This window comes from Streptomyces sp. NPDC059718, from assembly GCF_042733315.1.
GTDB lineage: Bacteria > Actinomycetota > Actinomycetes > Streptomycetales > Streptomycetaceae > Actinacidiphila.
Genome location: NZ_JBHWGA010000020.1, coordinates 129,583 through 153,922, shown reverse-complemented (window position 1 = coordinate 153,922; position 24,340 = coordinate 129,583). Strand labels below are relative to the sequence as shown.

Annotated in this window: 24 protein-coding genes, 1 tRNA gene and 1 pseudogene; 11 read left to right on the top strand and 15 right to left on the bottom strand. The window is 69.8% G+C overall.

Features of this window, described 5'->3' with window-relative positions; translation table 11 throughout:
* Positions 1-59: 59 nt before the first annotated feature.
* From ACFV3E_RS23250 to ACFV3E_RS23235, 4 genes are all read right to left on the bottom strand, one after another.
* Positions 60-356 carry a BBE domain-containing protein gene (locus ACFV3E_RS23250; protein WP_500536362.1) on the bottom strand — a complete coding sequence of 99 codons (297 nt, stop codon included), beginning with the start codon at positions 354-356 and terminating at the stop codon, positions 60-62.
* An 80-nt stretch (positions 357-436) separates the two neighbouring features.
* Positions 437-634 carry a hypothetical protein gene (locus ACFV3E_RS23245; protein ID WP_500536361.1) on the bottom strand — a complete coding sequence of 66 codons (198 nt, stop codon included), beginning with the start codon at positions 632-634 and terminating at the stop codon, positions 437-439.
* Between the two features lie 1,140 nt (positions 635-1,774).
* Positions 1,775-2,002, bottom strand: coding sequence for a hypothetical protein (locus ACFV3E_RS23240; protein ID WP_500536360.1), 228 nt, complete (start codon positions 2,000-2,002; stop codon positions 1,775-1,777).
* A gap of 192 nt (positions 2,003-2,194) precedes the next feature.
* Entirely contained in the window at positions 2,195-3,094 is a 900-nt protein-coding gene (locus ACFV3E_RS23235; RefSeq protein WP_500536359.1) for a LysR family transcriptional regulator, read from the bottom strand.
* A 101-nt stretch (positions 3,095-3,195) separates the two neighbouring features.
* Between ACFV3E_RS23235 and ACFV3E_RS23230 the strand changes: the two genes are divergently transcribed.
* Entirely contained in the window at positions 3,196-4,200 is a 1,005-nt protein-coding gene (locus ACFV3E_RS23230) for an NADP-dependent oxidoreductase (RefSeq protein ID WP_500536358.1), read from the top strand.
* A 407-nt stretch (positions 4,201-4,607) separates the two neighbouring features.
* Here the strand turns inward: ACFV3E_RS23230 and ACFV3E_RS23225 are convergent, their stop codons facing one another.
* Positions 4,608-4,919 carry a helix-turn-helix transcriptional regulator gene (locus ACFV3E_RS23225; RefSeq protein WP_500536357.1) on the bottom strand — a complete coding sequence of 104 codons (312 nt, stop codon included), beginning with the start codon at positions 4,917-4,919 and terminating at the stop codon, positions 4,608-4,610.
* 137 nt (positions 4,920-5,056) lie between these two features.
* On the opposite strand from ACFV3E_RS23225, the gene ACFV3E_RS23220 reads away from it, so the two are divergent.
* From ACFV3E_RS23220 to ACFV3E_RS23205, 4 genes are all read left to right on the top strand, one after another.
* Entirely contained in the window at positions 5,057-5,470 is a 414-nt protein-coding gene (locus ACFV3E_RS23220; RefSeq protein WP_500536356.1) for an STAS domain-containing protein, read from the top strand.
* Between the two features lie 694 nt (positions 5,471-6,164).
* Complete coding sequence (locus tag ACFV3E_RS23215; protein WP_500536355.1) at positions 6,165-7,283, top strand: hypothetical protein; 1,119 nt, start codon at positions 6,165-6,167, stop codon at positions 7,281-7,283.
* 137 nt (positions 7,284-7,420) lie between these two features.
* Positions 7,421-8,398: a HEAT repeat domain-containing protein gene (locus tag ACFV3E_RS23210; RefSeq protein ID WP_500536354.1), complete on the top strand. Its 978-nt coding sequence runs from the start codon at positions 7,421-7,423 to the stop codon at positions 8,396-8,398.
* A gap of 183 nt (positions 8,399-8,581) precedes the next feature.
* Positions 8,582-8,746, top strand: a complete 165-nt coding sequence (locus ACFV3E_RS23205) for a hypothetical protein (protein ID WP_500536353.1) — start codon at positions 8,582-8,584, stop codon at positions 8,744-8,746.
* A gap of 313 nt (positions 8,747-9,059) precedes the next feature.
* Here the strand turns inward: ACFV3E_RS23205 and ACFV3E_RS23200 are convergent, their stop codons facing one another.
* Positions 9,060-9,245, bottom strand: coding sequence for a DUF4259 domain-containing protein (locus ACFV3E_RS23200; protein ID WP_500536352.1), 186 nt, complete (start codon positions 9,243-9,245; stop codon positions 9,060-9,062).
* A 252-nt stretch (positions 9,246-9,497) separates the two neighbouring features.
* Between ACFV3E_RS23200 and ACFV3E_RS23195 the strand changes: the two genes are divergently transcribed.
* Positions 9,498-10,238 carry a thioesterase II family protein gene (locus tag ACFV3E_RS23195; RefSeq protein ID WP_500536351.1) on the top strand — a complete coding sequence of 247 codons (741 nt, stop codon included), beginning with the start codon at positions 9,498-9,500 and terminating at the stop codon, positions 10,236-10,238.
* Positions 10,239-10,301: 63 nt separating this feature from the next.
* On the opposite strand, the gene ACFV3E_RS23190 is transcribed toward ACFV3E_RS23195, so the two are convergent.
* Entirely contained in the window at positions 10,302-11,099 is a 798-nt protein-coding gene (locus ACFV3E_RS23190) for an MBL fold metallo-hydrolase (protein WP_500536350.1), read from the bottom strand.
* Positions 11,100-11,186: 87 nt separating this feature from the next.
* Here ACFV3E_RS23190 and ACFV3E_RS23185 point away from each other — a divergent pair, with 87 nt between their 5' ends.
* Both ACFV3E_RS23185 and ACFV3E_RS23180 read left to right on the top strand, forming a co-directional pair.
* Positions 11,187-11,804 (top strand): ABATE domain-containing protein, encoded by a 618-nt coding sequence (locus ACFV3E_RS23185; protein ID WP_500536349.1) that lies wholly within the window; start codon positions 11,187-11,189, stop codon positions 11,802-11,804.
* Between the two features lie 42 nt (positions 11,805-11,846).
* Positions 11,847-12,065 (top strand): hypothetical protein, encoded by a 219-nt coding sequence (locus tag ACFV3E_RS23180; protein ID WP_500536348.1) that lies wholly within the window; start codon positions 11,847-11,849, stop codon positions 12,063-12,065.
* Positions 12,066-12,204: 139 nt separating this feature from the next.
* Here the strand turns inward: ACFV3E_RS23180 and ACFV3E_RS23175 are convergent, their stop codons facing one another.
* From ACFV3E_RS23175 to ACFV3E_RS23150, 6 genes and pseudogenes are all read right to left on the bottom strand, one after another.
* Entirely contained in the window at positions 12,205-12,660 is a 456-nt protein-coding gene (locus tag ACFV3E_RS23175) for an NUDIX domain-containing protein (protein ID WP_500536347.1), read from the bottom strand.
* Positions 12,661-12,950: 290 nt separating this feature from the next.
* A complete protein-coding gene (locus tag ACFV3E_RS23170) occupies positions 12,951-17,600 on the bottom strand; it encodes a family 78 glycoside hydrolase catalytic domain (RefSeq protein ID WP_500536346.1) in 4,650 nt (1,549 codons plus the stop codon).
* A gap of 131 nt (positions 17,601-17,731) precedes the next feature.
* Positions 17,732-17,913: pseudogene (locus ACFV3E_RS23165) on the bottom strand (transposase); the annotation flags it as partial.
* Between the two features lie 113 nt (positions 17,914-18,026).
* Positions 18,027-19,157 (bottom strand): epoxide hydrolase family protein, encoded by a 1,131-nt coding sequence (locus tag ACFV3E_RS23160; RefSeq protein WP_500536345.1) that lies wholly within the window; start codon positions 19,155-19,157, stop codon positions 18,027-18,029.
* 11 nt (positions 19,158-19,168) lie between these two features.
* On the bottom strand, positions 19,169-19,684 hold the full coding sequence (locus tag ACFV3E_RS23155; RefSeq protein ID WP_500536344.1) for a hypothetical protein: 516 nt from the start codon (positions 19,682-19,684) through the stop codon (positions 19,169-19,171).
* On the bottom strand, positions 19,681-20,265 hold the full coding sequence (locus tag ACFV3E_RS23150; protein WP_500536343.1) for a TetR/AcrR family transcriptional regulator: 585 nt from the start codon (positions 20,263-20,265) through the stop codon (positions 19,681-19,683). Before ACFV3E_RS23150 ends, ACFV3E_RS23155 begins: the two co-directional genes overlap by 4 nt.
* 115 nt (positions 20,266-20,380) lie before the next feature.
* Here ACFV3E_RS23150 and ACFV3E_RS23145 point away from each other — a divergent pair.
* The 3 genes from ACFV3E_RS23145 (at position 20,381) to ACFV3E_RS23135 (ending at position 22,308) form a co-directional block, all read left to right on the top strand.
* Positions 20,381-20,458: transfer RNA gene (locus ACFV3E_RS23145), tRNA-Met, on the top strand.
* Between the two features lie 224 nt (positions 20,459-20,682).
* Positions 20,683-21,192 carry a DUF6461 domain-containing protein gene (locus ACFV3E_RS23140; protein ID WP_500536342.1) on the top strand — a complete coding sequence of 170 codons (510 nt, stop codon included), beginning with the start codon at positions 20,683-20,685 and terminating at the stop codon, positions 21,190-21,192.
* A 516-nt stretch (positions 21,193-21,708) separates the two neighbouring features.
* Positions 21,709-22,308, top strand: a complete 600-nt coding sequence (locus ACFV3E_RS23135; protein WP_500536341.1) for a hypothetical protein — start codon at positions 21,709-21,711, stop codon at positions 22,306-22,308.
* Between the two features lie 195 nt (positions 22,309-22,503).
* On the opposite strand, the gene ACFV3E_RS23130 is transcribed toward ACFV3E_RS23135, so the two are convergent.
* Both ACFV3E_RS23130 and ACFV3E_RS23125 read right to left on the bottom strand, forming a co-directional pair.
* Positions 22,504-23,280: a DUF427 domain-containing protein gene (locus tag ACFV3E_RS23130; RefSeq protein ID WP_500536340.1), complete on the bottom strand. Its 777-nt coding sequence runs from the start codon at positions 23,278-23,280 to the stop codon at positions 22,504-22,506.
* A 284-nt stretch (positions 23,281-23,564) separates the two neighbouring features.
* Positions 23,565-24,320 (bottom strand): helix-turn-helix domain-containing protein, encoded by a 756-nt coding sequence (locus ACFV3E_RS23125; protein WP_500536339.1) that lies wholly within the window; start codon positions 24,318-24,320, stop codon positions 23,565-23,567.
* Positions 24,321-24,340: the final 20 nt, after the last annotated feature.

Below are 24,340 nucleotides of genomic sequence, written 5' to 3'. Positions count from 1 at the left end.
GCAGACGCGTCCGGCCCCCTGGCCCCGACACTGGTTCCGGTCCCGAAGGCCGAACGTCGTCAGCCGGGCAGGATGTTGTGGTTCACCCGGAACATGTTGGTCGGGTCGTATGCCTTCTTCGCGGCGGTCAGACGCCGGTAGCGCTCAGCGCCGTAGACCTCGCTCAACCGTTCGGGGTCGGTTGCCTCTTCGACGGAGAGGAAGTTGACCATCCTGCGCCTGTCCGCCCAGGGCTCCATCGCGTTCATCACCTCGTCGAGTGCGGCGCCGAGGAACTCGGCCCGATCCGGGGTGCCCACGCCGAAGCCGAAGAGGACGAAAGGCAGCCCCCGGAACCACCGACTCCTGGCGGGCACCCCGGGCCAGGCCGCCCCTGCGCAGGCAGAGCCGGGGCAGGACTCAATCGGTGACGCCCACGCCGGACCTCACACGGGTGTCACCGGTCGTACTTGTCGGTGTACTGCGGCCCGTCCGTCTCGGCCTTGCACCCCTCGCCGCCCGCGGGCATGCCATGGGAGAGCACGAGGGCGTAGGACTGCGGGACGAAGTCGCAGCCCTTGCCGGACCACTGGGACGCCAGGAAGGTCCAGCCGACGGCAGCGGCGGCGAGCGTGTACTTGGTCTTGACGTTCATACGAGATCGCGCCTCGGTTACGTAGGGTAATCGTGACCCGACTAGGGGTTTATGCGCAAGTATGACCGGATTGGGATCATGTGCGCGACTCCGCCTTGAGGGCAGCGCACCCGAGGGCAGTCAGGGCGCGGGGCTCGGAAAGTCATCGCTGCAGGTCAACCCACATGGCGCTACCCAGTGAGGACGCCACCGGGGATACGGGCGCGCAGGACTCCGCGGCCTTCAAGCTCGTAAACGATGAAGGGCCGCAGGCCGGGCCGGTGGGAGCGGTGCTCCCTGGTCGCAGGCTCCAGGCGAGTTGCTGCAGCGCCGACGGTGCGCACGGCAGGACCTCGCGCCGGCGACGACGGGTTCTCGGTCGGGCAGTGCCGCCGGCCGGCATCGGCTCGCGAGCTCGCAGCGGACCGGGTCGGCGATCTGATCGCGTGACACCGGGTTCTCGTGACGGAACACGGGCGGCTCGGCGTCCTGGGTGGTGTCACGGCACAACGCGCCCCCAGGAGGGCGCTCGGGGCGCCTTGGGCAGCGGCGAATCGGTTAGGGGGGCGTGGTCCCGGCCGAGATGGCGCTGGCATTCCGGTCTGCGGCAATGGCGTTCCGAGTCGGTCAGGGTCTTTCCCGCCGGCCCTGCCGCGGCAGGCTCGCCCGGGAGCAGCCCGATGTTCTCGCCGGACTCGGGATGTGCTGGTCGCCGTGGCGCGGCGGGGGCTCCGCGCGGCTGGGGGTGGCGGTTTCGACCAGGCCCTTGCGGCGGTGGACAGCAGGCCGGGGGGGGATCCCGTTCGGGAGGGCCCGGGTCTGTCGCCGGGTTCGGGTGTTCGGTGGCAGGCAGGGCTGGCGGTACGGGGTTCGTCGAGGTTTCGGCCGCCGGAGGCCAGGGTCGGATGTCCTGGCCCCGAATGCACACAAGAGGAAACACGGGGTTCCTGGTGGTCCCTGGCCTCTGACGGCCTGTGAGCCCCGTGTCAGCGGCCGCTTACGGTCGAGGGGTTGCGCCCAGAGGAGAAGACGAGACCCGGCCGGGCCCGCGTGCAGGCGGGCGGCACGGCCCGTCATGACCGCCGATGCGCCGTGGCGCAGGATCGCGTCACCGTGATGCATGACGCCCCGACACCGGCCGACCGGCCGCGGGGTGCCAGGTCACTGTGCCGCCTGCTGAGCGACTTGGTACGCGTCCCACAGCGGCTGCACGACCGTGCACTGGCGGGCAGCCCCGTCCCGGCACGTGGAGCACGAGGTCGCGTGGTCCAGCCACGCCCGGTACGCCGCCTGCACGGCCTGGTTCACCTGCGTCACACGAGCCCTTACCACGGCACCGGGCCCCGAGCCGGTCTCCAACCAGCGCTCCGTGAACCCGGACTCCCCCATGACCAAAAACTCCTCAACCCCGCCGGACCCTGCATCCGGCCCGCCCCAACAGCAGACCCCCAATGTATCCACACGCCGCACAGCACATCCCGAACTGCCACATCATCAGGACGACACCACCGACTTGGACACACAACTGGCCGGAACCATACGACCCGCAGCACCCGCGGCGACCGGGGAACCCAACGCCCGTCAGATGGTGGAGCCCGCGGCCCGCAGCTCCCGCACCAGAGCGCGTACGACGGTGGAGCCGGCGAGCTCCGGGGTGGTCACATAGCCGACACGGCGCGTCGGGCGCTCCGGACCAAGATCGGTGATCTCGATCGAGTCCGCTGCTCCGACCAGGGAGAGCGCGGGCATGATCGCCATTCCGTGCCCCCCACTCACGAGCGAGAGCACTGCTCCGTCGTCCTCGGCCTCGATCATGGCCCTCGGGATCCAGTCCTGCGCGCCCCACCAGGCGCGGGTGTACGAGCCGCAGTTCTCGACCCAGTCGACCAGCGGCAGCGAGCGCGGAGCCGGGTGTCCGGCCGGATGCACCAGGGAGTAGCTCTCTTCGAAGAGTGCGCTCGCCACCAGTCCCGCCGGCAGCTGCGCTCCGTCCAAGGTGGCAATGGCGAGATCCGACCGCCCGTCGGCCACCTCGCCCGCCGTGCCGCGCCCGAGCTCGCGGACGATCCGCACCTGCGGCTCGATCCCGGGATACCGCGCGCGCAGCCGCTGCAGGACCGGCGGCAGCAGGTGCAGCGCGGTGCTGCGGAAGGCCGCGATCCGCAGCGGGCCCTCCGGCCCCTGCGTCGCCTCGGACCGGGCGGCTTGCCGCGCCTCGGCGACGAGCACGTCCAGCAGCCGCAGGGTACGGCGCGCATGTGCCACAGCCTTCTCCCCCGCCGGAGTGGGTGTCGCACCGCTGCGACCGCGTTCGAACAGAACGGCGCCGATCTTGCGCTCGCTGCAGCGCACCGAGTGGGAGACCGCGGACTGTGTTATGCCGAGTGCCTCAGCCCCGGCCGAGAAGCCGCCGGCCTCCGCAACCGCCACCAGGATGCGCAGTTCGTGCGGAGCGAGATCGGTGTCGGTCGTGCGGGCCACAGGGCGCTCACCTCGAGGTATGAGAACTGCTCATGGAACCGGGCGTCCACATGAGCCCAACCGCCTGCCCGAGGGCTCCATTCCCGTCCTACGGTCGCGTCATGACCGAGAACGCGATCACCGTCCAGCAGACCGCCCGCCCCCACGGTTTCCCCACCACCAAGGATTTCGCCTTCGTCGAGTCCGCGATTCCCGATCCTGCGGTCGGCACCGCGCTCGTGGAGAACCTCTACTGGTCCGTCGACCCGTACCACCGCGAGATGATGGACGACGTGCCCGGCGGCTTCGCGCTCCACACACCGCTCGAGGGCCGTACCCTCGGGCGCGTCGTCGCCTCGCGGACGCCGGAACTGCCCGAGGGCGAGATCGTGTTCCACCGGCAGGGCTGGCGCACGCATTCCGTGGTCCGAGCCGAGGAGATCCGCAAACTCCCCCGCTTCGACGGGGTCCCCCTGACGGCCTACCTGAGCGTCCTCGGCGGCACCGGACTGACCGCCTACGTGGGCCTCACCCGCATCGCCCGACTCCGCGAGGGCGACGACCTCTTCGTCTCCGCCGCAGCCGGCGGCGTCGGTACGGCCACCGGACGGTTCGCCCGGTTGCTGGGCGCCGGCCGACTCGTGGGCAGCGCGGGCTCGGCGGCCAAGGTCCACCACCTGACCCGGGAGGTGGGCTACGACACGGCGTTCGACTACCGCGACGGCCCCGCCGCTGAACTACTCGCCAAGGCTGCACCGGACGGCATCGACGTCTTCGTCGACAACGTCGGCGGCGAGCAACTGGCCGCCGCGGTGGGCGCACTGCGCGAGTTCGGGCGCATCGTCCGGATCGGCACCATCAGCCGCTACAACACCCCGGACGAGCGCCCGCCGCACTTCAACTACTCGGACATCGTGGAGAAGAGCCTCCGCATGGAGGGCTTCCTGGTCAGCAACTACCGCGACCTGCAGGACGAGCTGTACGAGTTCGCGGTCCCCCATCTGCAGAGCGGCCGGCTAGCGCTGGACCAGACGCTGGTGGACGGATTCGAGCACATCGTGGACGCATTCCTGGGCATGCTGCACGGCAAGAACACCGGAAAGATCATCGTGCGGAACCACGCGTAGGCCTGGTCCGGCCGTCGCGCGCGTGCCGCATCACTTCGCCGGCCGCGCACCGAAGCCAGGCATGCCAGGTCAGATCAGAGCGGATTCCCGGACCCTGGTGGCGGGCTCGTCGACGGTCAGGCGGGCCGTATCGGCGTCCAGGCCGGTGCCGCGTAGAAGGTCGCCGAGCATCCGGGCGTGCCCTCCAGCGAGTCCTCGATGTCCTGCTGGCTCGGCTCGCGGTTCTTCCCGCCTGGCGCATACGTATCGGGGTGGAGCGACGTGCGCGCGGGTTCTCTTCCTGATGGGTCGCGTCCACATCTTCGGACCATCCGTGCTGGTCATCGCGCTTGAATCGGCTTGCACCCTTACCCTGCCGACCTTCGCCGTGCTTCGTGTCCCACCCGGCACCGACGACACGCCGGCCGTCACGGCGCCGGGGGTTCGGTGATCAGCGCCAGGAGACCGGCGATCTCGTGGTCGGACTCGGCCGGATGACGGAACATGGCGCCGGGAACGATCTCGTACCGGTTGCGCCGGCCCTCGCGGGACCGGACCAGGTATCCGCCCTCCTCAAGGTCGGAGACGATGCCCTGCACTGTGCGCTCCGTGAGGCCGCTGGCGGAGGCCACGTCACGGAGCCTGATGCCGGGGTCGCGGGCGATCATGATCAGGACCCGCGCGTGACTGGTGAGGAAGGTCCACTTCTGCTGGTCCCGGTCCTGTGCACCTTCGTCCATGCGCCCCATCATGCGCTCCCCGTTTCCGGATAATCAACCCACGAAAAATATTTCGTGATTCATTTGACGTACGTCGCCGGTCTGAGCATCATCACAGTTGACAGGAAGTCCCCCTGGTCGAGCAGCGGGAGCCCACGATGTCGCGGCCGGACCACACCCACGAAGACGACGGCACCGCCCCGGCCCCCTGGGCGCTGCCCGTCTATCTGCCTCCCGGAGGCACGCGGAGCTTCGCCGGCCGGGCCACGCTGAGCCTCGCCACCCGCGGAACGGACGGAGTGGTGGCGGTGATCACCGGGGAAGTGGACGCCGGGTGCGCCGCAGACCTGGAACGCTGCCTCATCGCGGCCATGCGGGCGCATCCCGAAGGCCTCGAGCTGGACCTGTCCGGGGTCACCTTTTTCGACTGCTCGGGCCTCAACGCGCTGCTGGAGGCCAGGACATTCGAGGGCCGCGGCGGCGGCAACCTGACGATCAGGGTCATGAGCCCGCGCGTCGCGCGCGTCCTCGACCTCACCGAGACCCGGGCACTGCTCACCCGCGGCAGCTGACATCGGTGGGCACGGTGCGTAGCGGACGTCGGCGGAAGCTGGTGTGCGGGGGCCCCGGTTGCCAAGCTCGAAGGTAACCAGGCTGGTCTGGTGAGCGACTCGCGTCGCCATCCGTCACCAATGCTGCCGGCGGAAGGTTTGGCCGGCCTCGCTCGGAGCTGGACCGGGAGGAGGGACCATGGGCGTCGCCCACCAACAGACCGCATACCACGTAGGCAGGCCGAATAATGCACAAGAGAGGGGCCTACCGCTCTGCAATGAAGCGCCGTGGAGCATTCCGGCGACGCCGTCTTGCCGGAGGATCCACACGGGCCAGCGCGGCGTGTCCACCCGTGCCGCGTAACCTGGCAGAGCCGCACTTCAGACGAGTTGGCTGCCGCGTCATTCGCCGGGGCCATGTCCTCATGGGATCCCGGACCAGGCATGCCGCCAGGTGGGGACGGGGGTAGGGCGGGCCGTGGAGGCAGTTGATTTCCAGGCCGAGATCAGTACGCGATCTCCGACCGGGCCGCGCTCGGGTTGGGGCGCCCTGCTCAAGGACCTCGACAAGGCTGAATGGGGGGCAAATGCTGTCGGATCTGGCCGACCGCCAGGCAGAGCGATGGGAGCCGGGGATGAGAAGTCAATCGCCTCGGAGGGTCTGGGCTGGCATCATCCCTGGCATGATCAAGAGAATCGAGTCCTCCGTCCACCGGTGAGCGCGACGACCGAGCGTGGTCCGCTCGGATCCCGGACGACACTGTTCGAGCACGCTCTGCGTCTGCATCGGCAGGATCCTGACAGTGCCCTACTGCGGGACGGCGAGCCCTATCCGGACCACGACCTCCACCGTCGCCGGCAACCGCCCCACCCGCCAAAAGATCAGCGCCTCAGGGGCGTCGAGGTCGCCGTCATTCTCGACGCGTACTTCTCCACGGCTGATGCACCACCCAGCCAACTCGCCGATGCCTTCCATGATGTCGACGTCCCGATCCACCGCAACGAGCACATCGCCGCTGCGGCGCTGCGCGCGGACAAGCAGCGGGTGCGACAGACCGGCCGGTGGCTCGTGCGGCACAGCACTGATCGATGCGCTGTCACCGTTGGTCTTGCACTGCTCGCCACGGGCCGGGCGGAGGAAGACATCCCGCTGATCCAGACCATAGGTCTGTTGTCGGACCAGTTCGGTGCGTTGGCCGCTGATGCGCTGCGACGTCGCCGCGGCGGCGAACGAGCATTGATGTGGCTCGCCCAGCGAGTTGCCGGCTGGGGCCGGGTCTACGTCATCGAGGCCCTCTGCCGACACCCGACGTTCGAATCCCGCCGGTGGCTGCTGCGCCATGCCTGCGACGGCGACTTCCTCAACGGCTACTTCGCCGGCCAGGTCGCCACCGCCGCTCACCTGCACGAAGCGATCGTGGGCACGGAGGTCGATGACGACCTGGTCGACCACACCGGTCGGCTCATGAGGTTGATGGCCGATTGCGGCGGCATGGGCATGACCCTGGAGCACTATCCGCCGGCGCCCATCGTGCTCGCCGCGCATGCCGCGAAGCTTGGTCGGCAGGCACCGACCGCGGGTAGATACGTCGACGCCGCAATCCTTGTCGACCACCTGACGGACAAGGCCCCGGAACGAGGCGGGTGCACCGCCGAACAACGTGACCGCATCGTGCAGCACTACCTTGCGGTACTCGACGGGCAGGACTGGTGTGACACGGTCCGCGAGAACCTCGACGCGGACAGCGACTTCTTCGGCTGGTTCACCAACAATGTGGCAGCACGGCTGCACCTGCGAGCGTTCGCTGACCTGACGGGTGGTGACGACCGATGAGTTCTGCGGACGATCAGCGCCTGATCGAGGCGGTGCGGGCCGGTGACGACGGGCGTACGCTGACCCCCGCCATGAGGGCGTTGGAGCGGCGGGAACAGGTCCCTGGTCCACGCCTCACCTCGGGGTAGGGGGTCCAGGTGACACTAACCGAACTGTTCCCTTACGCCGACGGCACGCTGGATGGTGATCCGTGGCCGCTCGTGCGGGAGTTGGCCGTGAGCGGTGATCGCTCGGCGGCAGCGTCCGTGCAGGTCGCGCTGGAAAGCTACGCGCGCAAGCGCAACTGGTACGGCCGGGGCCTGATGGCACATGTCTTGGCCGGACTCGCCGGGGCCGAAGCGTTCCCGCTGCTCCTGCGGGTCTTCGCCGGCGCACTGCGCAGCGAGGACGACGATGACGGGGAACAACTGGGCATGGCGTTGAGCGCTGTCATGCGAGCCGATCGGGCCGAGTGCCGGGCCGTCATCCTCCCGGTGCTCGCCGGTGACGATCCCGACGTGCGCAGAGCCGCGCTGTGGGCGCTCCGCGACGTGTTCGAGACGCCCGACATGGGGGTGCTGCGCGAGGCGCTGGCCGACCCCGATCCGACGATCCGGCGAACCGCCCTCAACTCACTGCCGAGCGTGAACAACAACCCGCAGACATATGAGCTTGTGGTCACGGCCTTGCAGGATCCGGACCCCTGGGTCCGGCACGATGCCGTGCTCCTGCTGGCCTGGTCCGCCCCTTCGGGGGCCGTCGATCACCTGGTTCCACTTACCTCCGATCCCGCCTGGTACGTCCGTTCGGTGCTGGGCGAAGCGGTCGGCCGCAGGGCCGCGAACTCCGATCGCGCCCCGGCCGCGACCGCAGCCCTGCGCGAACTGCTCGCCGACTCCGAACCGTCCGTGCGGGCCGGGGCGGCCCGCGGCCTCGGCATGCTGGGTGTGTCGCTCGATGCCCTGCAGTCCAGGACGGACGACCCGGACTGGTGGGTACGCGCCGCAGTCGCGGATGTCCTCGCCGCCAGCCTGCGGCACTGGCCGCCAGCGCGTCCGCTGCTAGCCCAACTAACCGACGACACAAATCCGACCGTGCGGGAAACAGCGGCAAGAGCACTCCGCGCCTTCGAATAACACCCGCCAGAACTCGGGCGTGTATCAAATGTGCTGGTCACAGCTATTCGCTGATGGCGACAACGAGGACGTCCCCCCGTAGCGGAGCGCGAGCCTGTCGTGGATCGTGCGCAGGGCCCCGGACCAACGCGGATTCCAGGTCCAGCCCAAGGCCACCGGCAGGCCCAGCGATGGGAGCCGCGGATGGAACGCCTGTGGTGGACAGCCGTCGAGATGGTGCTGGTGGAGTTTCTGCACACACCGCAGCACCTGAGCGACTTCCTGTGCGAGCCCGATCCCGCATACACACGGATCATCGAAGAAGGCTGCGAACATCTGCCATTTCCGGCCTCGGTGCCGTTCGCTTGACAGGCCGCGGCAGGCACCGGTAGCCCCGAGGCTATGAGGTATGCGCAGGGGGGCGGGCGACCCAGAGCCGCAAGAGCCGCGCGGGAGCGGTCACCTCCGGACCGCGGAAGGCTTCGAGGCGCTGGTGCGAGGAGACGCTGCCGGGGGTGCTCGTAGACCGGGGTTGCCGGGTGTTCAAGGTCGCGACCATCACGGGGACCACGCCCCGCGCTCTGTCGATGTCGAGGAGCTCCTTCCCGAACTGCCCACCTTCCGAGAGCCGACGACTCGAGTTCTGACTCAACTTCTGCGGTCCGTGACTGTGGGTGACCGGTTAGACCTCGAAGAGGACCTCCGCTTGCGGCGCGATCGGAGGGTCAAGGACGTCGCGAAGGCGGGTGACGTCCTGGCGCAACTTCGAGCCGTTCACAGCTTCAGCCCACAGCTCGGCGAGTTCGGACAGCTCGGAGAGCACGTGGTCCAGAGCGTCGACGGCGAGCGTTCGTAGGTCCGCGGGCAACTCCGGTAGCGGCTCTGATGGTCAGTAGTTCGAACACGCCGGCTCGCCGTCAGGGTGCTGTGCGACAACCAAGGCGGCCTCCGGCTCATGAGGACGCGACGAACCACCCGACGGCACGCTAGCCGGAGCCTTCACGGAATCGTCCCTGACTCTTCGGGAGAATCGAAGCCCCCGACGCCGACAACAGAGAAGAGAAGAGACGTGATGCACCGCCCGGCCAGTGGGACGTCGCTTCACCCCTGGTTCCGACAGGTGCGGAACTGCCGCGCCCCACGCCTGCGACTCATCTGCTTCCCGCACGCGGGAGGGTCGGCCGGCTTCTTCCGTTCCTGGGCCGGACTGGTTCCCGACGATGTCGAACTGCTGGCCGTCAGATACCCGGGACGGGAGGACCGCTTTGCCGAACCGCCGGCCCAGCGCATGGAGGAGCTCGCCGAGCCGATCGCCCAGGCATGCGCGAAGCTCGCCGGCAGTCCGCTGGTCCTCTTCGGCCACAGCATGGGCGCTTCCGTGGCATTCGAAGTCGCGGCACGCCTGACGGCGACTCCCGTCGCGACCGGACTGGAGGCATTGTTCGTCTCGGGTCGGCCCGGGCCGGAGAAGATGCGCTCGCGGAATCTCGCCGACGCGAGCGATGAGGAACTGGTCGAGGAACTGGTCGCCATGAGCGGCACCAACGCGGAGGTGCTCGCGAACCCGGAGCTCCGGGAGCTGTTCCTTCCGATGATCCGGGCCGACTACCGCCTCCTCGACGCGTACGAGGCCACGGTCCCGCCACCGACTCTGGCCGTTCCAGTCGTCGCCTACTACGGCGACCAGGACGAGCACGTCGACGAGGACGCGGTGAACGCCTGGTCCGCGGTGACCCGGTCGGGCTTCGCCACACGCTCCTTCCCCGGCGGGCACTTCTACCTCGAACAGCACGCGGCACCCCTGGTCGCCGATCTGTTCGCCCGCTTCGACACGAACGCACCGCACGCGGACCAGGGCTGACACGCCGAACAGGCACGCGGGCCTTGTCCACGCCTACCCACGGGCTCGGTTCCGGGCGGCGGTTCAGGCTGAGGAGTGCTGCGCCCAGTCCTGGTCCAGGCGCTCGGCCAGGCCCGCGGCGGTAAAGGCGGCCTCCAAGTCCTCGCGACCCTCGGTGAAGTGGGCCCAACTGTCGTGGTGAACCGGGACGACACGGCGGGCGTCGAGGATCCGGGTGGCCTCGGCGGCCTGCGCGCTGTCCAGGACGATCAGGTTGCCGTCGAAAAGCATGGGAAATCGAGGTGCGCCGGCAAACAGGATCGCGGTGTCCACCGGAGCGAAGCGCTCGGCGATCTCCTTGACGGCGTCGAGGGAGGCGTTGTCGCCGCTGACGTAGACCGTGGGAAGGCCCTCTCCGGTCAGCACGAAACCGACGACCTGGCCGGTGAAGGGCTCGACCTCCTCGCGCGGGCCGGGGCCGTGGATGGCGGGAACACCGGTGACGGTGACAGTGCCGCCGCCCGGGCGCTCCAACTCGACCGTCTCCCAGTCGGCCAAGCCCTTGGCCTTCTCCCCGAGGCGCTCGCCTCCGCTGGGGGTGGTCAGCGTGAGGGCGACGTCGGCGAGCAGGGCACGGCCGGAGGTGTCCAGATTGTCGGGGTGCTCGTCGTGCGAGAGCAGGACCACGTCGATGGGGCCGAGATCGCCAGGGGTGCCGGTGGAGGGGGCGGTCTTCGTCAGGACCGGGCGGCCGGGCCGGCCGTAGTCGCCGGGGCCGTCGAACGTCGGGTCGGTCAAAAACCGCAGGCCGCCGTACTCGAACAGGGCGGTCGGGCCGCCGTACGTGCGGACCGGGAACTGATCGGCATTGAGCTGGGACATCACGTCTCCCTGATTCCTCACGCAAAAAATCTGTGTTTAACGTGACACCAGGCTAGGCAGGCCTCACGGAAAAACGCAACCGCTACCATGAGAACCATGGACGACACCCTGGCCGCCGACACAGCGCAGATCGCTCTGCCCCCTGCTCCGGGTGCCGACCAGTACCGCTCCCTGGACTTCGCCGACACCGCCGCGACCCTGCCCGCGGGCCAGAGCTACGACCTGCTCGCCACCCCCGGATCCGCCATGCACTGGCTCGTCGCCCACGACCTGACCACCCCGGACGTGCAGCTGTACGAGGTGTGCGCACAGCGGATGCGCGCGCTTCGCGCACACGTACGCGCCCTGTTCGCCGCCCGCGTCGACAGCACCGCCCCGCCCGAAGACTCCCTGCGCGCGGTGAACGAGGCACTCACGGCCGTACCCACCGCACCCCTCCTCGCCTGGGACGGGGCCCAGGGACTGCGCCGCATCCAGGCTCACCCCACCGACCGGGCCGTCAACCACGCACTGGCGACCCTCGCCGCCGACGCCGCCGACCTGCTCACCGGTCCCGACGCCGGCATCCTCGCCGCCTGCGGCTCCGCCCCCTGCGACCGGTTCCTCATGCGCACCCACGGCCGGCGCCACTGGTGCTCCATCCGCTGCGGCGACCGCGCCCGCGCCGCCCGTGCCTACGCCCGGCGCAACGGCGCCTCGGGCTGACGCGTCGCCCAGGGCCCCACTCCGGGCTCGTGCCGGACCCTCATGCCGCCCCCCGCATCCGGAGCGGACGACATCGAGCCACCAGGATCCCTGGATCACGCCGGTGGTCGGCCCGAGTACGAGGGAATCGACGGCGCGGTCACCGGATACGTCATCGACGGCGACCTCCGCGTCGACGGCAACGTTCTCAACCTGGAGTACGGCCGCCCGTCACTCGCCGCCTCCCCCGCCGCAGAACGCGTGGCAAAGGGAGGAACGTGACGGCTGGCTGATGCTCGGCGAGGGGTTTCCGGTGTCGTACGTCACACGGTCAGCGGTTCGAGCAGACGGGCCGCATCGCAGGTGCCCGTCAGGCGTTCGTGCGGAGCGAGCAATCGCGGGCTGCGCTCGACCGGGCGAGTCACCCGTGGGGTCGGCCGTGGATCAGGAGTCGATGCGACTCCTGCAATCCCGGTGGCAGGTCGTTCGGCGCTACCCACTTGGCCTCCAGGACTTCAAACGGGTCGAGCTTCAGGGAGCCGCCGACGAGCTCGGCGGTATACGCCACCTCCACGCGCAGCTTGTAGCCGCTCTTGAGGTGGACCACCTCGCCGGCCTCGACGTCAAGGCCGGTCTCCTCACGTACCTCGCGGGCCACGGTGTCGCGGAAGTCCTCACCCGCTTTGGCGAAGCCGGTGGGCAGACCCCACTGGCGGTCTTCGGGCCAAAGGCGGTGGCGCAGCAACAGCACGCGGTCCTCGGCGTCGCGGACAACGCCGGTCACGCCGACCATGTATTTGCTGTTCGTCAGCCACAGGACCCGCCACTGCAGGGGCCCCCGGATGATCCGCCACAGTGCAGCGATGATGCGGTTCACGCCATGCCTTTCGGGAGCTGGGCCGCCAATGCGTCCCGCGGAAGAACCACGATCGCGCATGGGAGGGTGGCCTTCCAAACACGTGGCTACGTCGGCCGTGTACGCCGCAGTCCCCTTCCCGGCCCGGCCGCGTGTGCCGTGACGGCGCCCCTCGACAGAGGCCTGCCACGCCCCGGCAAACCCCTCAGTCAGCCATTTCGACCGGGTCCAGCGATCACCCTTGCCGCGGGTCGTATGCCTGAGCACCCCACCCCGGGGGTGCTCAGGCACACGAGGTGTCGCCGGCTACATCAGTCGACCGGCATCACCCACACGTCGGCGATCGAGGGGTCGTAGTCGGCGCCGGTGTCCTGGAAGCGGAGCCGCACGGTGCCGTCCGACGTGCCCGCGGAGGGGTCGACCACGAACTGGTGGGTGATGGTGCCCTGGCCGCCCTCGCTTCGCCTCAGGTCGACGCTGTGCACCACCTGGCCGTCGACCTGCACGTCATAGGTCTTGCGCCGGGCACCGTCGAAGGTCTCGACGATGCGGACCACGAAGCGGCCCTTGGTCGGTACGGCGGCGTCGAACTCCAACCAGCCGCCCGGGTAGGAGGAGTGGGTGTAGCGCCGTGTCAGCCCGGCCTCGATGTTCGTCCCCGAGTGCTCCGACGCCGTCAGCCGGTGGGCGGACTCCGACGGCCCGTCACCGAGGTCGACGTGGTCGCTCGACTGCGCGGGCGGGGTGGGCAGCGAGACCGCGATCGTGCCGGTGGCCTGCTCCGCGGTCGTCGAGCCGGTCGCCACGGTGACCGTGGCCTTCTGCTCGACGACGGTGAGCGGCACCCTCACGACGGCTTGGACCGTCCTCTTCTCCCCCGGGTTCAGTTGGTAGCCGACCGGGTTCGGCGTCGGCCAGCCCTCGGGGAGGTCGAGCGTGAGCTTGCCGGACTGCACCACATCGGTGCGGTTGGTCAGCACGGCGGCGACGGTGGCCTCCTCACCCGGGCCGGCCGGGTCAGGCGTGGTGGACACATCGCTGATGGCGACGCCGGGGGCGACCGGCAGGCCCGCCGAGACCGGTAGCGTCGCCGTTCCTGCCGCGTACTGGTAGGACACCGAGCCGGTGAGGTCGGCTATGGACGCCTGCGCGTCGGTCGCCACCGTGACGTCGTAGGCGTGCTTGAGCGTACTGCCCGCGCCTGTGGTGGACGCGTGCCGGCCCACAGGCTTCACCGTCCAGCCGCTGGGTGCGTGCAGGGACGAATCGACGCCGGTCAGCGGCCGCTTGCCGGTGTTCTTCAACGCCACGTTCACGCGGACGACATCGCCCGGGAGGATCTCGCCGGCCGGCACGTCCAGCGTGGCGACTGCGCCGACCAGGCGCGACGATGCCCGCGACAGGGTTTGCTCGATGCCGGTCAGCGCATCACGCAGCGCCGTGGCCGCCGTCTTGTCGATGGTGCCCTGCTCGGCGTACGTCCGCGTCCATCGGTCGAGGTCCGCCACGCCGGCGAGCGCACGGTGCACCGCCGCGGCGGTCAGCCGCTCGTCCGCACCCTGAGCCTGCAGGCGCCACGCGGCTGCGAGCTCGGTCCGCATCAGGGCGGTGCGCACCTGCAGGTGACCCTTGGCGATCTTGCCGGCACCACGCACCTGCAGCGCGTCGACATCGTCGGAGAACGACGCTGCCTGCGCCCGGGCCGCCCCCAGGTCCCCGAGCACCGGGTCGACCGCGAACGCGTAGTGCCCCGAGCCGACCTCCAGCACCACGTCCCCGTCGGCCTGCTCGACGTATCTCACGTCGTCGACCTCGCTGATCGGCGTGCCGCCCTCGGTGACCGCCCAGCGGTTCGCCGCCGGGATACGCACCTGGGCGGTGGTGTTCGCCGGCACGGTGACGTCGAGCTTCATCGTCCCGCTGGTCGTGCTCCACGCGCTGCGCACCGTGCCGTACGGCGTCTGGTGGCTGAAGTCGACGTGGTCGATGCCCTCACCGGGCTCGGGGGCGATGAGCACCTTGCGGTAGCCCGGCTCGGCAGCCGAGACGCCCGCCATGGTGCGGTACATCCACTCGCCGACCGCGCCGTACGCGTAGTGGTTGAACGAGTTCATCCCCACGTCGTTGAAGGTGCCGTCGGGGTTGATGGAGTTCCACCGCTCCCAGACCGTGGTAGCGCCCTTCCCGATCTCGTAGCCCCAGGACGGGTAGTCCTTGTGCTGCAGCAGCCGGTAGGCGATGTCGGAGCGGCCCGCCTCGGTGAGTGCCGGCAGCAGTCCGTCGACGCCGAGGAAGCCGGTCGACAGGTGGTAGTCGCGGCGCTCGAGGGTCTTGACGAACTTGGCGACGATCGCGTCGCGCCGGTCGGCGGGGGCGAGGTCGTTGGTCAGCGTCAGGATGTACGAGGTCTGGCTGTCGCCCTTCACGGTGCCGTCGGCGCCGATGAACGCCGCCTGGTACGCCGACCTGATCGCCTCGTAGCGCTGCTGGTACGCCGCCGCGTCGCCGTCCCGGCCGATGGCGGCCGCCATCTGCGCGAACTCACGGGTGCTCTTGGCGACGAACGCGGTGTCGAGCACGTCGGCCGGGGTCGCGTCGTCGAGGTTGAGCCAGTCGAGGTAGCCGCCGGCGGAGCGGATGTGACCGGTGGAGTCGGCGTCGAGGAAGTCGACGTAACCCTTCATCATGTCGTAGTTCTCGCGGATGACGTCGGTGTCTCCGTACGCCTGCCACACCGTCCACGGCACGTGCACGCCGGCGTCCATCCAGCCGGCCGACTCGTAGCCGCCGTCGAAGCGGCCCGGGACCACGGGGGCGACGCCGGGCAGGGAACCGTTGGGCCGCTGGGTGTCCCGCAGGTCCTGCAGCCACTTGGTCAGGAAGGACTGTGCGTCCATGTTGTAGACGGCGGTGCGGGCGAAGACGTTGATGTCGCCGGTCCAGCCCATCCGCTCGTCGCGCGCCGGGGTGTCCGTGGGGATCGACAGGAAGTTGCCGCGCATGCCCCAGACGATGTTGTTGTGCAGCTGGTCGACCAGGTCGGAGTTGGTGTCGAGGCTGCTGGTGAGGTCGCCGTCGGTGCCGACGACGACACCGGTCAGGTCCTTGGCCTCGGGGGCCTGGTCGACGCCGGATATCTCGACGTACCGGAAGCCGTGGAAGGTGAACGACGGCTCGAACGTCACTGGCTGGTCGGTGGCGAAGGTGTAGTAGTCGGTCGCCTTCGCGGTGCGCAGGTTCGCGGTGTAGAGCGTGCCGTCGGGGTTGAGCACCTCGCCGTGCCGGATCTTCACCGTCCGGCCCGGCTCGCCCTTGAGGGTGAGGCGTACGTGGCCGACCATGTTCTGCCCGAGGTCGTAGAGGTAGGTGCCGTCGGTCGGCGAGTCGATCCGCTTCGCGGTCCTGAGCTCCTGGGTGACCCGTACGTCGACCGCGGTCTGCGGTTCGAGTACGGTCGTCGGCTCGTCGCGGACGTCCGCCGTGGCCCAGTCCGCGGCGTCGAAGCCGGGCTCGTCCCAGCCGTCCACCTGCTTGGCCACCCGTGCGTCGTAGGACTCGCCGTCGAGCAGGTCGGCCTCGCGGGTCGGACCGCCGGTGGTGGTCCAGGTGCCGTCGGTACGGACGGTGGTACTGGTGCCGTCGGTGAACTCGACCAGCATCTCGGCGATCACCGAGGTGTCCTTGCCGTAGACGTCGGTGCCGAACATGGCGACCTTGCCGCTGTACCAGCCCGGTGCGACCTCGGCGCCGAGTACGTTGGCGCCGGCGCGGACCTGCCGGGTCACGTCGTAGGTCTGGTAGTCGATGTGCTTGTCGTACGCCGTCAAGCCGGGTGCGAGTTCGGCGCTGCCCACCCGCGCGCCGTTGAGGCGCAGTTCGTACACGCCGCGTGCCGATGCGTAGACGCGTGCCCGGGCGACCTTCTTGGCGCCGAGATCGAACTCCTTGCGCAGCAGCGGGACCGGCTCGTCGCGGCGCAGCCAGGCCTCGCCGCCCGCGCTGTCGACGCGCAGGCCGCCGGCGGTCAGGGTGCCGGACGCGAAGGTGCGGTCGCCCGCCGGGAAGGCGGTGTCGACCAGGACGGTGCCGTCGGCGCTGGTGACGGTGACGTCGCGGACCAGACCGCGCTCCGCGCCGCTGGTGCGGAAGCCCATCGTGCCGGGGCCGCCGAACGTCGCATCGGTGCGCTGGTCCAGTTGCTTGCCGTCGACGGTGGTGGTGATCGTGGCGCCGTCGACGGCGATCGCGTAGTCGTGCTCGGCGGCGAAGTCGAAGCCGGCCGGGAACGGAGTCGCCTTGAGGACCGAGTAGTTGCTGTTGCGTTTCACGTGCGGGCGCAGCGCGTCGTCAGCGTCGCTGATCTGCCACATGTAGGCGTTCTCGGTGTCCTGACCGCGGAAGTAGACGCCGAGCGCACCGTTGATGTCGGAGGCGGTGAACTTGATCGTGTAGTCGGTCCACTTGGCGCTCAGCGCCGGTGTGTCCGCACCGATCCACGCGGCGTTCCACGGCCGGTCGCCCAGTGCGGTGCCGAACGTGGCGGGCGCGCTCCACTGGGAGGCGATGCCCCGGTCGTCCCATACGCGGACGGACCAGACGTAGTCGGTCTGCGGCTTCAGCGCGGGGCCGCCGTAGCGGACGTCGACCGACTGACGGGAGGCGACCTTGCCGCTGTCCCAGACGTCGGGGTGGTCGAGGCGGTCGGCCGAAGTGGCGACGTGTACCTCGTAGGCCCGCTGCGTGACGCCGCGGCGCCCGGAGTCGAGCTGCCAGCCGAGGGTGGGCGCCGCCAACGGGATGCCGAGCGGGTCGTCAAGGGCGTTGACCGTCAGATCGCCGACGCTCGTTGCAGCGGCGGCGGGGGCGGTGGAGGCGGTGGGTGGACTCGCTGCCGTCGCCGTCGCGGGTGCCACCGCGACGAGGACTGATGCGGCGACCACCGCGGCGATCTGCTGACGCACGGGCGCTCCTCAAGAAGGGTACTGAAACGCTTCAATGACACCCTGGCGGCCTTCCACCCTCCCTGGCAACGAGTTGGACAGATTTGATGGAACAGATTCGGGAGATCAATGAATCGGTTTAAGTCGACGGGGCCATCACATCCACGTGGCAGCGGGGACCTTCTCCATCGGGGGATCAGCTGGGTGACGTCGTGGCGGTTGCCACTGTCAGCGAGACGGCGAGCGGAATGCCCTGTCGGTCGACGAGGACCTGGTGCTTGCTGCCCCGCCGTGCGCGGTCGACCGGGCCGGGCCCGCTTTGAGGCCCCCGGCGATCGATCCGTGCCGGCCGTGCTCTGCGTCGCTGCCCCGTGCCCATTGGGAAGTTCAGCGCGAAGACCCTGCGCCCGGAGGTGTGCGGTTCGCCGACGTGCGGCGTGTGGTCGTTCAGCGGTACGCGCGGAGGAACTCGGTGATGTCCTGGGAGAGGAGCTCGGGTTCCTCGTGGGCGGCGAAGTGCCCACCGCGTGGCATGCGGGTGTACCGGGTGACGTTGTAGATGCGCTCGGCCCAGCTGCGTGGCGGCTGGGTGAGGTCGGCGGGGAACAGGGCGACAGCGGTGGGCACGGTCACCCGTTCCACCCGGCGCGTCAGCCCCTGGGCGTACTCGTAGTAGGGACGGAACGAAGTGGAGATGGTCCCGGTGAACCAGTACAGCGACGCCTGGGTGAGGAGGAAGTCGTCGCTGAACCGGGCGGAGAGCCGGCCCGCGCAGTCACTCCATGCCCGGTACTTCTCCACCATCCAGGCCAGCAGTCCGGCCGGTGAGTCGGTCAGCGCGTAGGCCAGGGTCAGCGGCCGGGTGCTCTGCTGGTGCATGTACCCGCCTTCCGCGGCGGACCAGGCCGCGACGGAGTCGAGGTACGCCCGCTCCTCGGGGGTGACGGACGCCGTGTCGTAGCGGGCCGGGCTTGCGACCGCCGTGAGGTGGATGCCGACCACGGCTTCGGGATGGGACTCGGCCAGCCGGGAGGTGATCCCGGCGCCAAGGTCGCTGCCGTGTGCGGCGTAGCGGCTGAAGCCCAGTTCGTCCCGCATGAGCCGGTGCCAGATCTCGTGTGTCTGTGGCGGCAGTGCGAGCGAGGGCCGCTGCGGGGAGAACGTGAAACCGGGTAGCGACGGGACGATGACGGTGAACGCGTCGGCGGCATCGCCCCCGTACCGGGACGGGGTGGCCAGTCGGCGGGCCAAGGTGGTGAGTTCGAGGAAGGTGCTGGGCCAGCCGTTGGTGAGGATGATGGGCAGCGCGCCGGGGTGTTCCCCGTCGAATCGCAGGTAGTGCACGGGCGTGCCGTCGATCTCCGCGAACCGGGACGGCAGTGCGTTGACGGCCGCCTCGTGTACCCGCCAGTCGTAGCCGCCGGCCCAGTACGTCACAAGGCGACGCAGTTCACCGGGGTCGGTACCCGCCTCCCATCCGGTGCCGGGCCAGGGGGCCGGCCAGCGTGTGGCGAGCAACCGGGAGGTCAGGTCGTCCAGGTCGGTCCGGGGAACCGCGATCAGGGGCGGGTTGGTCACGGGAGGTACTCCTAGCCGGTGCTTTCAGAGGTGGGCGGGGTGCGGCGGTGGTGTAGGGCCGATCCGGCGCACCGCGGCATGAGTACCCGGCCGAGTCGCCGTCCGACGGTCGCGGCGTGCACGGTCATCGCGACATCCCAACAGCCAGTCGCCGGGCCGAGCATGAACAGCCCGACGACCATCAGCGGCGGGCAGAAGGTGTAGCCGAACGCGATGGCGCCCAGACCCGTGCCAACGAGCGGCGCCACGACGGTGACGGCGCGCCGTGGCCCGACGCGGGCGACCATCGGACCCGACAACGGCAGTACGAGGACGCCGCCGACCCCGACGGTGAGCAGCAGCAACCCGAGCGCTGCCGGGCCAGGCTGCAGGTGGGCACGGACCCGAGGGAGCCGGGAGGACCATGTTGCGCCGGCCAGGCCGAGCCCGGCGAAAGCCGTGTCCGTCGGCCTCGTCGCGGCGGCCATTTCCGGCACGGTACGGTCTGCGCGCCAGGCCGGGGCCTGCGGGGCGGCGGTGCGGGTCATGTTCCGGCTGTGCCGAGTGTCGCGACGATCGCGGTGCGGGTCGTCTCGCGCGGCTCCGGCGCGGTCGTCAGCAGGGCGTTCATGATCATGCCCTCCAGCGTGGCGTCCAGACGGGCGGCGGCCTCCGGGCCGGTGAAGCGTGCCAGCACACTGCGGCTGTCGCTGGTCCACGCCTGCGTCAGGGCGCGCAACCGCGGATCGCGCAGCGCCGCCAGATGGAGTTCGAAGCCGAGGACCGCGCTCCGATGCCGGGCAGGGCCGCCGTGGACGAGGCCGACCAAGGCCTCGACGAACTCTTCCCGATCCGTGACGCCCTCGAACAGCGTGGCGAAGACCGCCGACTGCGACTCGACGTGCCGGGCGAACGCCTGCGTCAGGAGTTCGGCCAGGCTGCTGAAGTGGTACGTGACGGATCCCAGCGGCACGTCCCCCTGGGCGGCAACCCGCCGGTGCGTCGTCCCGGCCACACCGTGCTCCGCGATGACGTCGAGGGCGGCGTCGAGGATGCGTGCCTTGCGCTCGGGGTCGTTGCGCCGGGTCCGCCGGCGATCGGCCGCGGGGCGTGCCAGGTCACGTTCCATGCGTACAAATGTACACAGCATAAGAACGGATGTACACATGCAGCGCATGCCCTGGAACCCCCGGCGGTAAATCCCTGCGCGTCCGCGCCAAAGGGACGTAAGCTGAGTGCACCGACGCGGGGTGGAGCAGCTCGGTAGCTCGCTGGGCTCATAACCCAGAGGTCGCGTGGTTCAAATCCCGCCCCCGCTACCAAGAACCGGCCCCTGCCCGACTTTCTGTCGGGCAGGGGCCGGAGCCGTGTGTAGCCGGCCGCAGTCGTCACCGCCGAGGGCGGGATCGCTGCCGGCCTCGGAGACATGGCCGCCGGGCGGAGGAGTCCGGCCGCACCTCCACGACCGGGCCCGGCGGGCCTGCGGCGCCGTGCCGGTTCCCGCCACGACCCGGGCGTGTCAGTGAGCTCCTCTACGGTGCGCGGTATGAGGCACTGGATAGACCAACCGCTCCCCCACCACGAGGAGACCAACGTCGTCTTCTTCCGGGGCATGTCCCTGGACGCCCTCACCCGCGGACTCCTCGCGGCGCAGCGGATGCCGCTCGCATACGGCAAGGGCACCGAGTGGGGGGTGACGATGCACCACATGCTCAGCTGGCAGGCCGGCGACTACGACCTCGCCCACTATGAGCCGCTGTGCCAGGACGGCGGAGAACTCGTCGTCTTCGCCACCGAACCCTGCCTCGCCAAGGCCTTCGGTCCCGACTTCGCGTACTACCGCGATGGACGCCTGGTCACCTCCTTCAGCTTCGAGACTCCGGACTACCGATTCGGCGACGAACCCGACCTACTGCACCCGGCTCTCACCGCGGCGAAGCTGGCCGGCCCGGACGCGGACCTGGCCGACGACGACATCGAGGAACGGATCGTGCAGGCCATCACGGAATTCCTCGCACTGCCCGAACTCGACCTGCCCGAAATCGGCCTGCCCTGACCCCAGGCCCCGGACACCGAAGCACCCCGCCCCCAGCAGGGGGGCGGGGCGGGGGCCCGCAATCGTGCCTGCTGCCTCAAGGCGAGCCCGGCCACGGGGCGGTTCGCGGCGGGCGGCGATACGGACCGGCCGGGTCCGGCAGCAAAAGCGCGAGGTGACCACGGGTGAGGAGCCGTGGCCGACAGACCCGGCACGCGAGGGAACTGCAGCGCCCGCGCCTCGCAGGCGGGAAGGGGGCGTTGTCCACTGTGTCGCTGACGCGGCGGACGCCCACGCCGCTGCACTGTCAGTCCCCCGCACTACACTCACCGCGCGTGGCTCCCCTTGCGAACCGCGCTGCCGCGGAAGACGACACATCCCTGAACAGGCTGTATACCCCCGTCGTGGGGAGCCAGAGGCCTCTGGGATCTTGTCCGGGGGCGGCGACGTCACACGAGGCGCCCACCACTAACGCCATATGACGTGTAGTCACCATCGGGTGCGCCCGACGGGGCTACACGAAGAAAGGGAAAGACTGTGAACACCAGCAAGGTTACGGCCCGGCGTTTGACGGCCGAGGAGGTCTCAGAACTGGGCCTCAAGGACGAGATCTTCGTCTCGGCAGCCATGGATGATCTCCCCCTCGGCTGCTACGCGCCGGCATCTCTCACGAAGTCGGGCAAGAACTTCGAGGGCGGGTCCTTCACCGCAAGGACGGTTTTCGGCCAGGAAGTCCATGTTCTCCCCGACGATGCCGAGCAGGCCGGGATATGGGTTGCCGACGAGGCAGGGGAGGAAATCGAGGTCCTGGCCAGTGCCGGCGTCCTGCTGAACCTCGCCCTCTTCGTGCCCGGCGGCAACACCGAATCCCTGGAGTCGCTCTACACCGCCGCGAGGGAGGCGTTCGGCGCGGGAATCGTCCAGCGCTGGGACGAGGAAGTCGTCGCGGTGCCGGACGTCAAGGTCGACCTGTTCGAGGAGCCGGCCCGCGGACGCAAGAGCCCGACCGGCCAGAACCGGGACCGCCGCGCCCTGGACATCTACCCCACCCGGGTACGGTTCATGGAAGCCAGCGCCGGCTGGAAGTTCGTCCTCGAACTCCACCAGGAACACGTCGACGAGACACCGACGATCTGAACCGGCGACGACCCACCCCGCACGCCGGCGGCACCACGCCCCCTCCACACCGGAGGGGGCCCTGCCGCATCCAACACGCGGGGCGCCGCGCCCATCCCGGTTTCAGATGGGACCAGGGCCTGCCCTCCCGGCCCGCGCCGGGAACAGGGCACGTGCCGTGCGGGGCGGTCCGGACGGCCGGGCCGCCCCGAAGGCTCACGGGGTGAGGGCCGCGGGCCTGGGCAGTAGGGCGCCGTCGACGTACAGGTCGACGTGCTCGTTGTAGAACGCGACCAGGCCCGCGATGCGGTTGGCCTGAATGGTCGGGAAGTCGTACGCCCAGGCGATGTCCGGCTGCGGGTCACCGTCGCTGTCGAAGGACCAGTAGCCGCTCGTGGTCCCCTTGTAGGGGCATCGCGACACCGTGTCCGAGGCCTGCAGCCGGGCCCAGTCGACGTACATGCGCTCCACGTAGTAGCGGGTCGGCAGGCCGGTCTCGAACAACTTCACGCAATTGGGCGCCTCGGCCAGCACCACCCCGTCGAGCTCCACGCGCACACTGCTGGACGAACGCAGAGCGTCCACCCGCGAATACGGACTCCGCGGGTGCACGAAGACCTGCTCGTCCTCCTCGAACCAGGAGTCCAGCGCCTCCCACTCAAACCGCACCGTGTCGCGCAACGGCCCGGGGCTACCCTCGTCCCACATCCACGCCGCACCCTCGCGGACCTGCGACCCCACCCGCAGCGCATGTCGGCGTGCGGGGCCGGCGCCGTGATGCTCCGTGTGATGCTCATCGACGAGCACGCCGTCGACCAGGTCCTCCACGGGGATGCTGAACTGCGGGTAGGCCCGCCACTCCCACACATACAGCGCACGACGCGTGTCGAACACCACGCGGTTTCCCACCACGCCCCGGACCCTGCGCGGCACCGGCTCCACATGCCCTACCGGGACAATCAGGCTCGGATGCGCAACACTCTCACTTGCCATAGTGCCGACCTCGGTTCTCTCGTTCGTCTTGCATGCCACCCGCCGCTCGCCGCCCGCGGCGGACGCCGCCCGGCACGGTGCCCGTATCCGCCGGAGCGGGCAGAGGCCGGACCGGCCCCGCCCACAGGCGGCGCAACCGCCCTCCGGACAAGCGGCAGCCACGCGCGTCCTCTCGAGGACAGACCAGCGCTGCGCTGCAAACGTGACAAGTCCCCGGAGGGGCTGGCTCGAAGCGGCAGGTGTGGGGTGCGGAGCCGTGCACAGCTGACCACCCAGAGGGCTGTCTACCCCTGGTCCGGACGCGGCGGGACGGCGTCGTTCGAGCTGGTGCCGGGCTTGGTGTGAAGGACCTCGCGGGCCTGCTCGGCAGCACGGGTGATGCTTTCGCTGATGAAGTCCAGGAAACGGGCGATGTTCTCCAGCCGGGCAGCGGCAGGCGTGTCAGAGCCGAGCACGGCAACACCCTGACGTGCGGTCGCCACCAGCTGGTCGTTGGCCCGGGCGCTGGCGATCGTCGCCTGGTAGAAGAGCTCGTCATCGACGACGTAGCGGTCCCGGCGGCGCTCGTCGCGCTCCCTGCGCACCAGGCTCTGGCTCTCCAGGAACGCGATCGCCTTGGAGATGGACGCCGGACTGACCTGCAGGCGCTGCGCGAGTTCCGACGCGGTCAGGCTGCCCGCATCAGTGGTGAACAGACACGTCAGCACCCGGGCCGACATCTTGCTCAGGCCCGAACCCATCAGCACGGTGGTGAACGTCTCCTCATACTCCGCCACCGCCTCCGCGTCCCGCCCGTGCGGCTGAAGACCCGGCTGCGCCCCCCGCGCCGAGGCGGGCCTGCGCCGGTGGGCACGGCGCTCGGTGGCCCGGTGCGCCAGGTCGGCGCGGTAGGCGGTGGGGCCGCCGTTGCGCATCACTTCCCGCGTGACCGTCGACGTCGGACGGTCCAGTCGCCGGGCGATTTCCGCGTAGGGGAGGCTGTCGGCCAGTCCCAGCGCGATCTGCTGACGTTCGGTCTGGGTGAGCCTGCCGCCCGGCATCGCGGTCTCCCTCGGTGATC

What these genes read in the sequence shown, in the direction of transcription:
- ACFV3E_RS23245 (WP_500536361.1), bottom strand. Translation starts at nt 634, where the DNA reads ATGAACGTCAAGACCAAGTACACGCTCGCCGCCGCTGCCGTCGGCTGG.
- ACFV3E_RS23240 (WP_500536360.1), bottom strand. Translation starts at nt 2,002, where the DNA reads ATGGGGGAGTCCGGGTTCACGGAGCGCTGGTTGGAGACCGGCTCGGGG.
- ACFV3E_RS23230 (WP_500536358.1), top strand. Translation starts at nt 3,196, where the DNA reads ATGACCGAGAACGCGATCACCGTCCAGCAGACCGCCCGCCCCCACGGT.
- ACFV3E_RS23225 (WP_500536357.1), bottom strand. Translation starts at nt 4,919, where the DNA reads ATGGACGAAGGTGCACAGGACCGGGACCAGCAGAAGTGGACCTTCCTC.
- ACFV3E_RS23220 (WP_500536356.1), top strand. Translation starts at nt 5,057, where the DNA reads ATGTCGCGGCCGGACCACACCCACGAAGACGACGGCACCGCCCCGGCC.
- ACFV3E_RS23205 (WP_500536353.1), top strand. Translation starts at nt 8,582, where the DNA reads ATGGAACGCCTGTGGTGGACAGCCGTCGAGATGGTGCTGGTGGAGTTT.
- ACFV3E_RS23190 (WP_500536350.1), bottom strand. Translation starts at nt 11,099, where the DNA reads ATGTCCCAGCTCAATGCCGATCAGTTCCCGGTCCGCACGTACGGCGGC.
- ACFV3E_RS23185 (WP_500536349.1), top strand. Translation starts at nt 11,187, where the DNA reads ATGAGAACCATGGACGACACCCTGGCCGCCGACACAGCGCAGATCGCT.
- ACFV3E_RS23180 (WP_500536348.1), top strand. Translation starts at nt 11,847, where the DNA reads ATGCCGCCCCCCGCATCCGGAGCGGACGACATCGAGCCACCAGGATCC.
- ACFV3E_RS23155 (WP_500536344.1), bottom strand. Translation starts at nt 19,684, where the DNA reads ATGACCCGCACCGCCGCCCCGCAGGCCCCGGCCTGGCGCGCAGACCGT.
- ACFV3E_RS23150 (WP_500536343.1), bottom strand. Translation starts at nt 20,265, where the DNA reads ATGGAACGTGACCTGGCACGCCCCGCGGCCGATCGCCGGCGGACCCGG.
- ACFV3E_RS23140 (WP_500536342.1), top strand. Translation starts at nt 20,683, where the DNA reads ATGAGGCACTGGATAGACCAACCGCTCCCCCACCACGAGGAGACCAAC.
- ACFV3E_RS23130 (WP_500536340.1), bottom strand. Translation starts at nt 23,280, where the DNA reads ATGGCAAGTGAGAGTGTTGCGCATCCGAGCCTGATTGTCCCGGTAGGG.
- ACFV3E_RS23125 (WP_500536339.1), bottom strand. Translation starts at nt 24,320, where the DNA reads ATGCCGGGCGGCAGGCTCACCCAGACCGAACGTCAGCAGATCGCGCTG.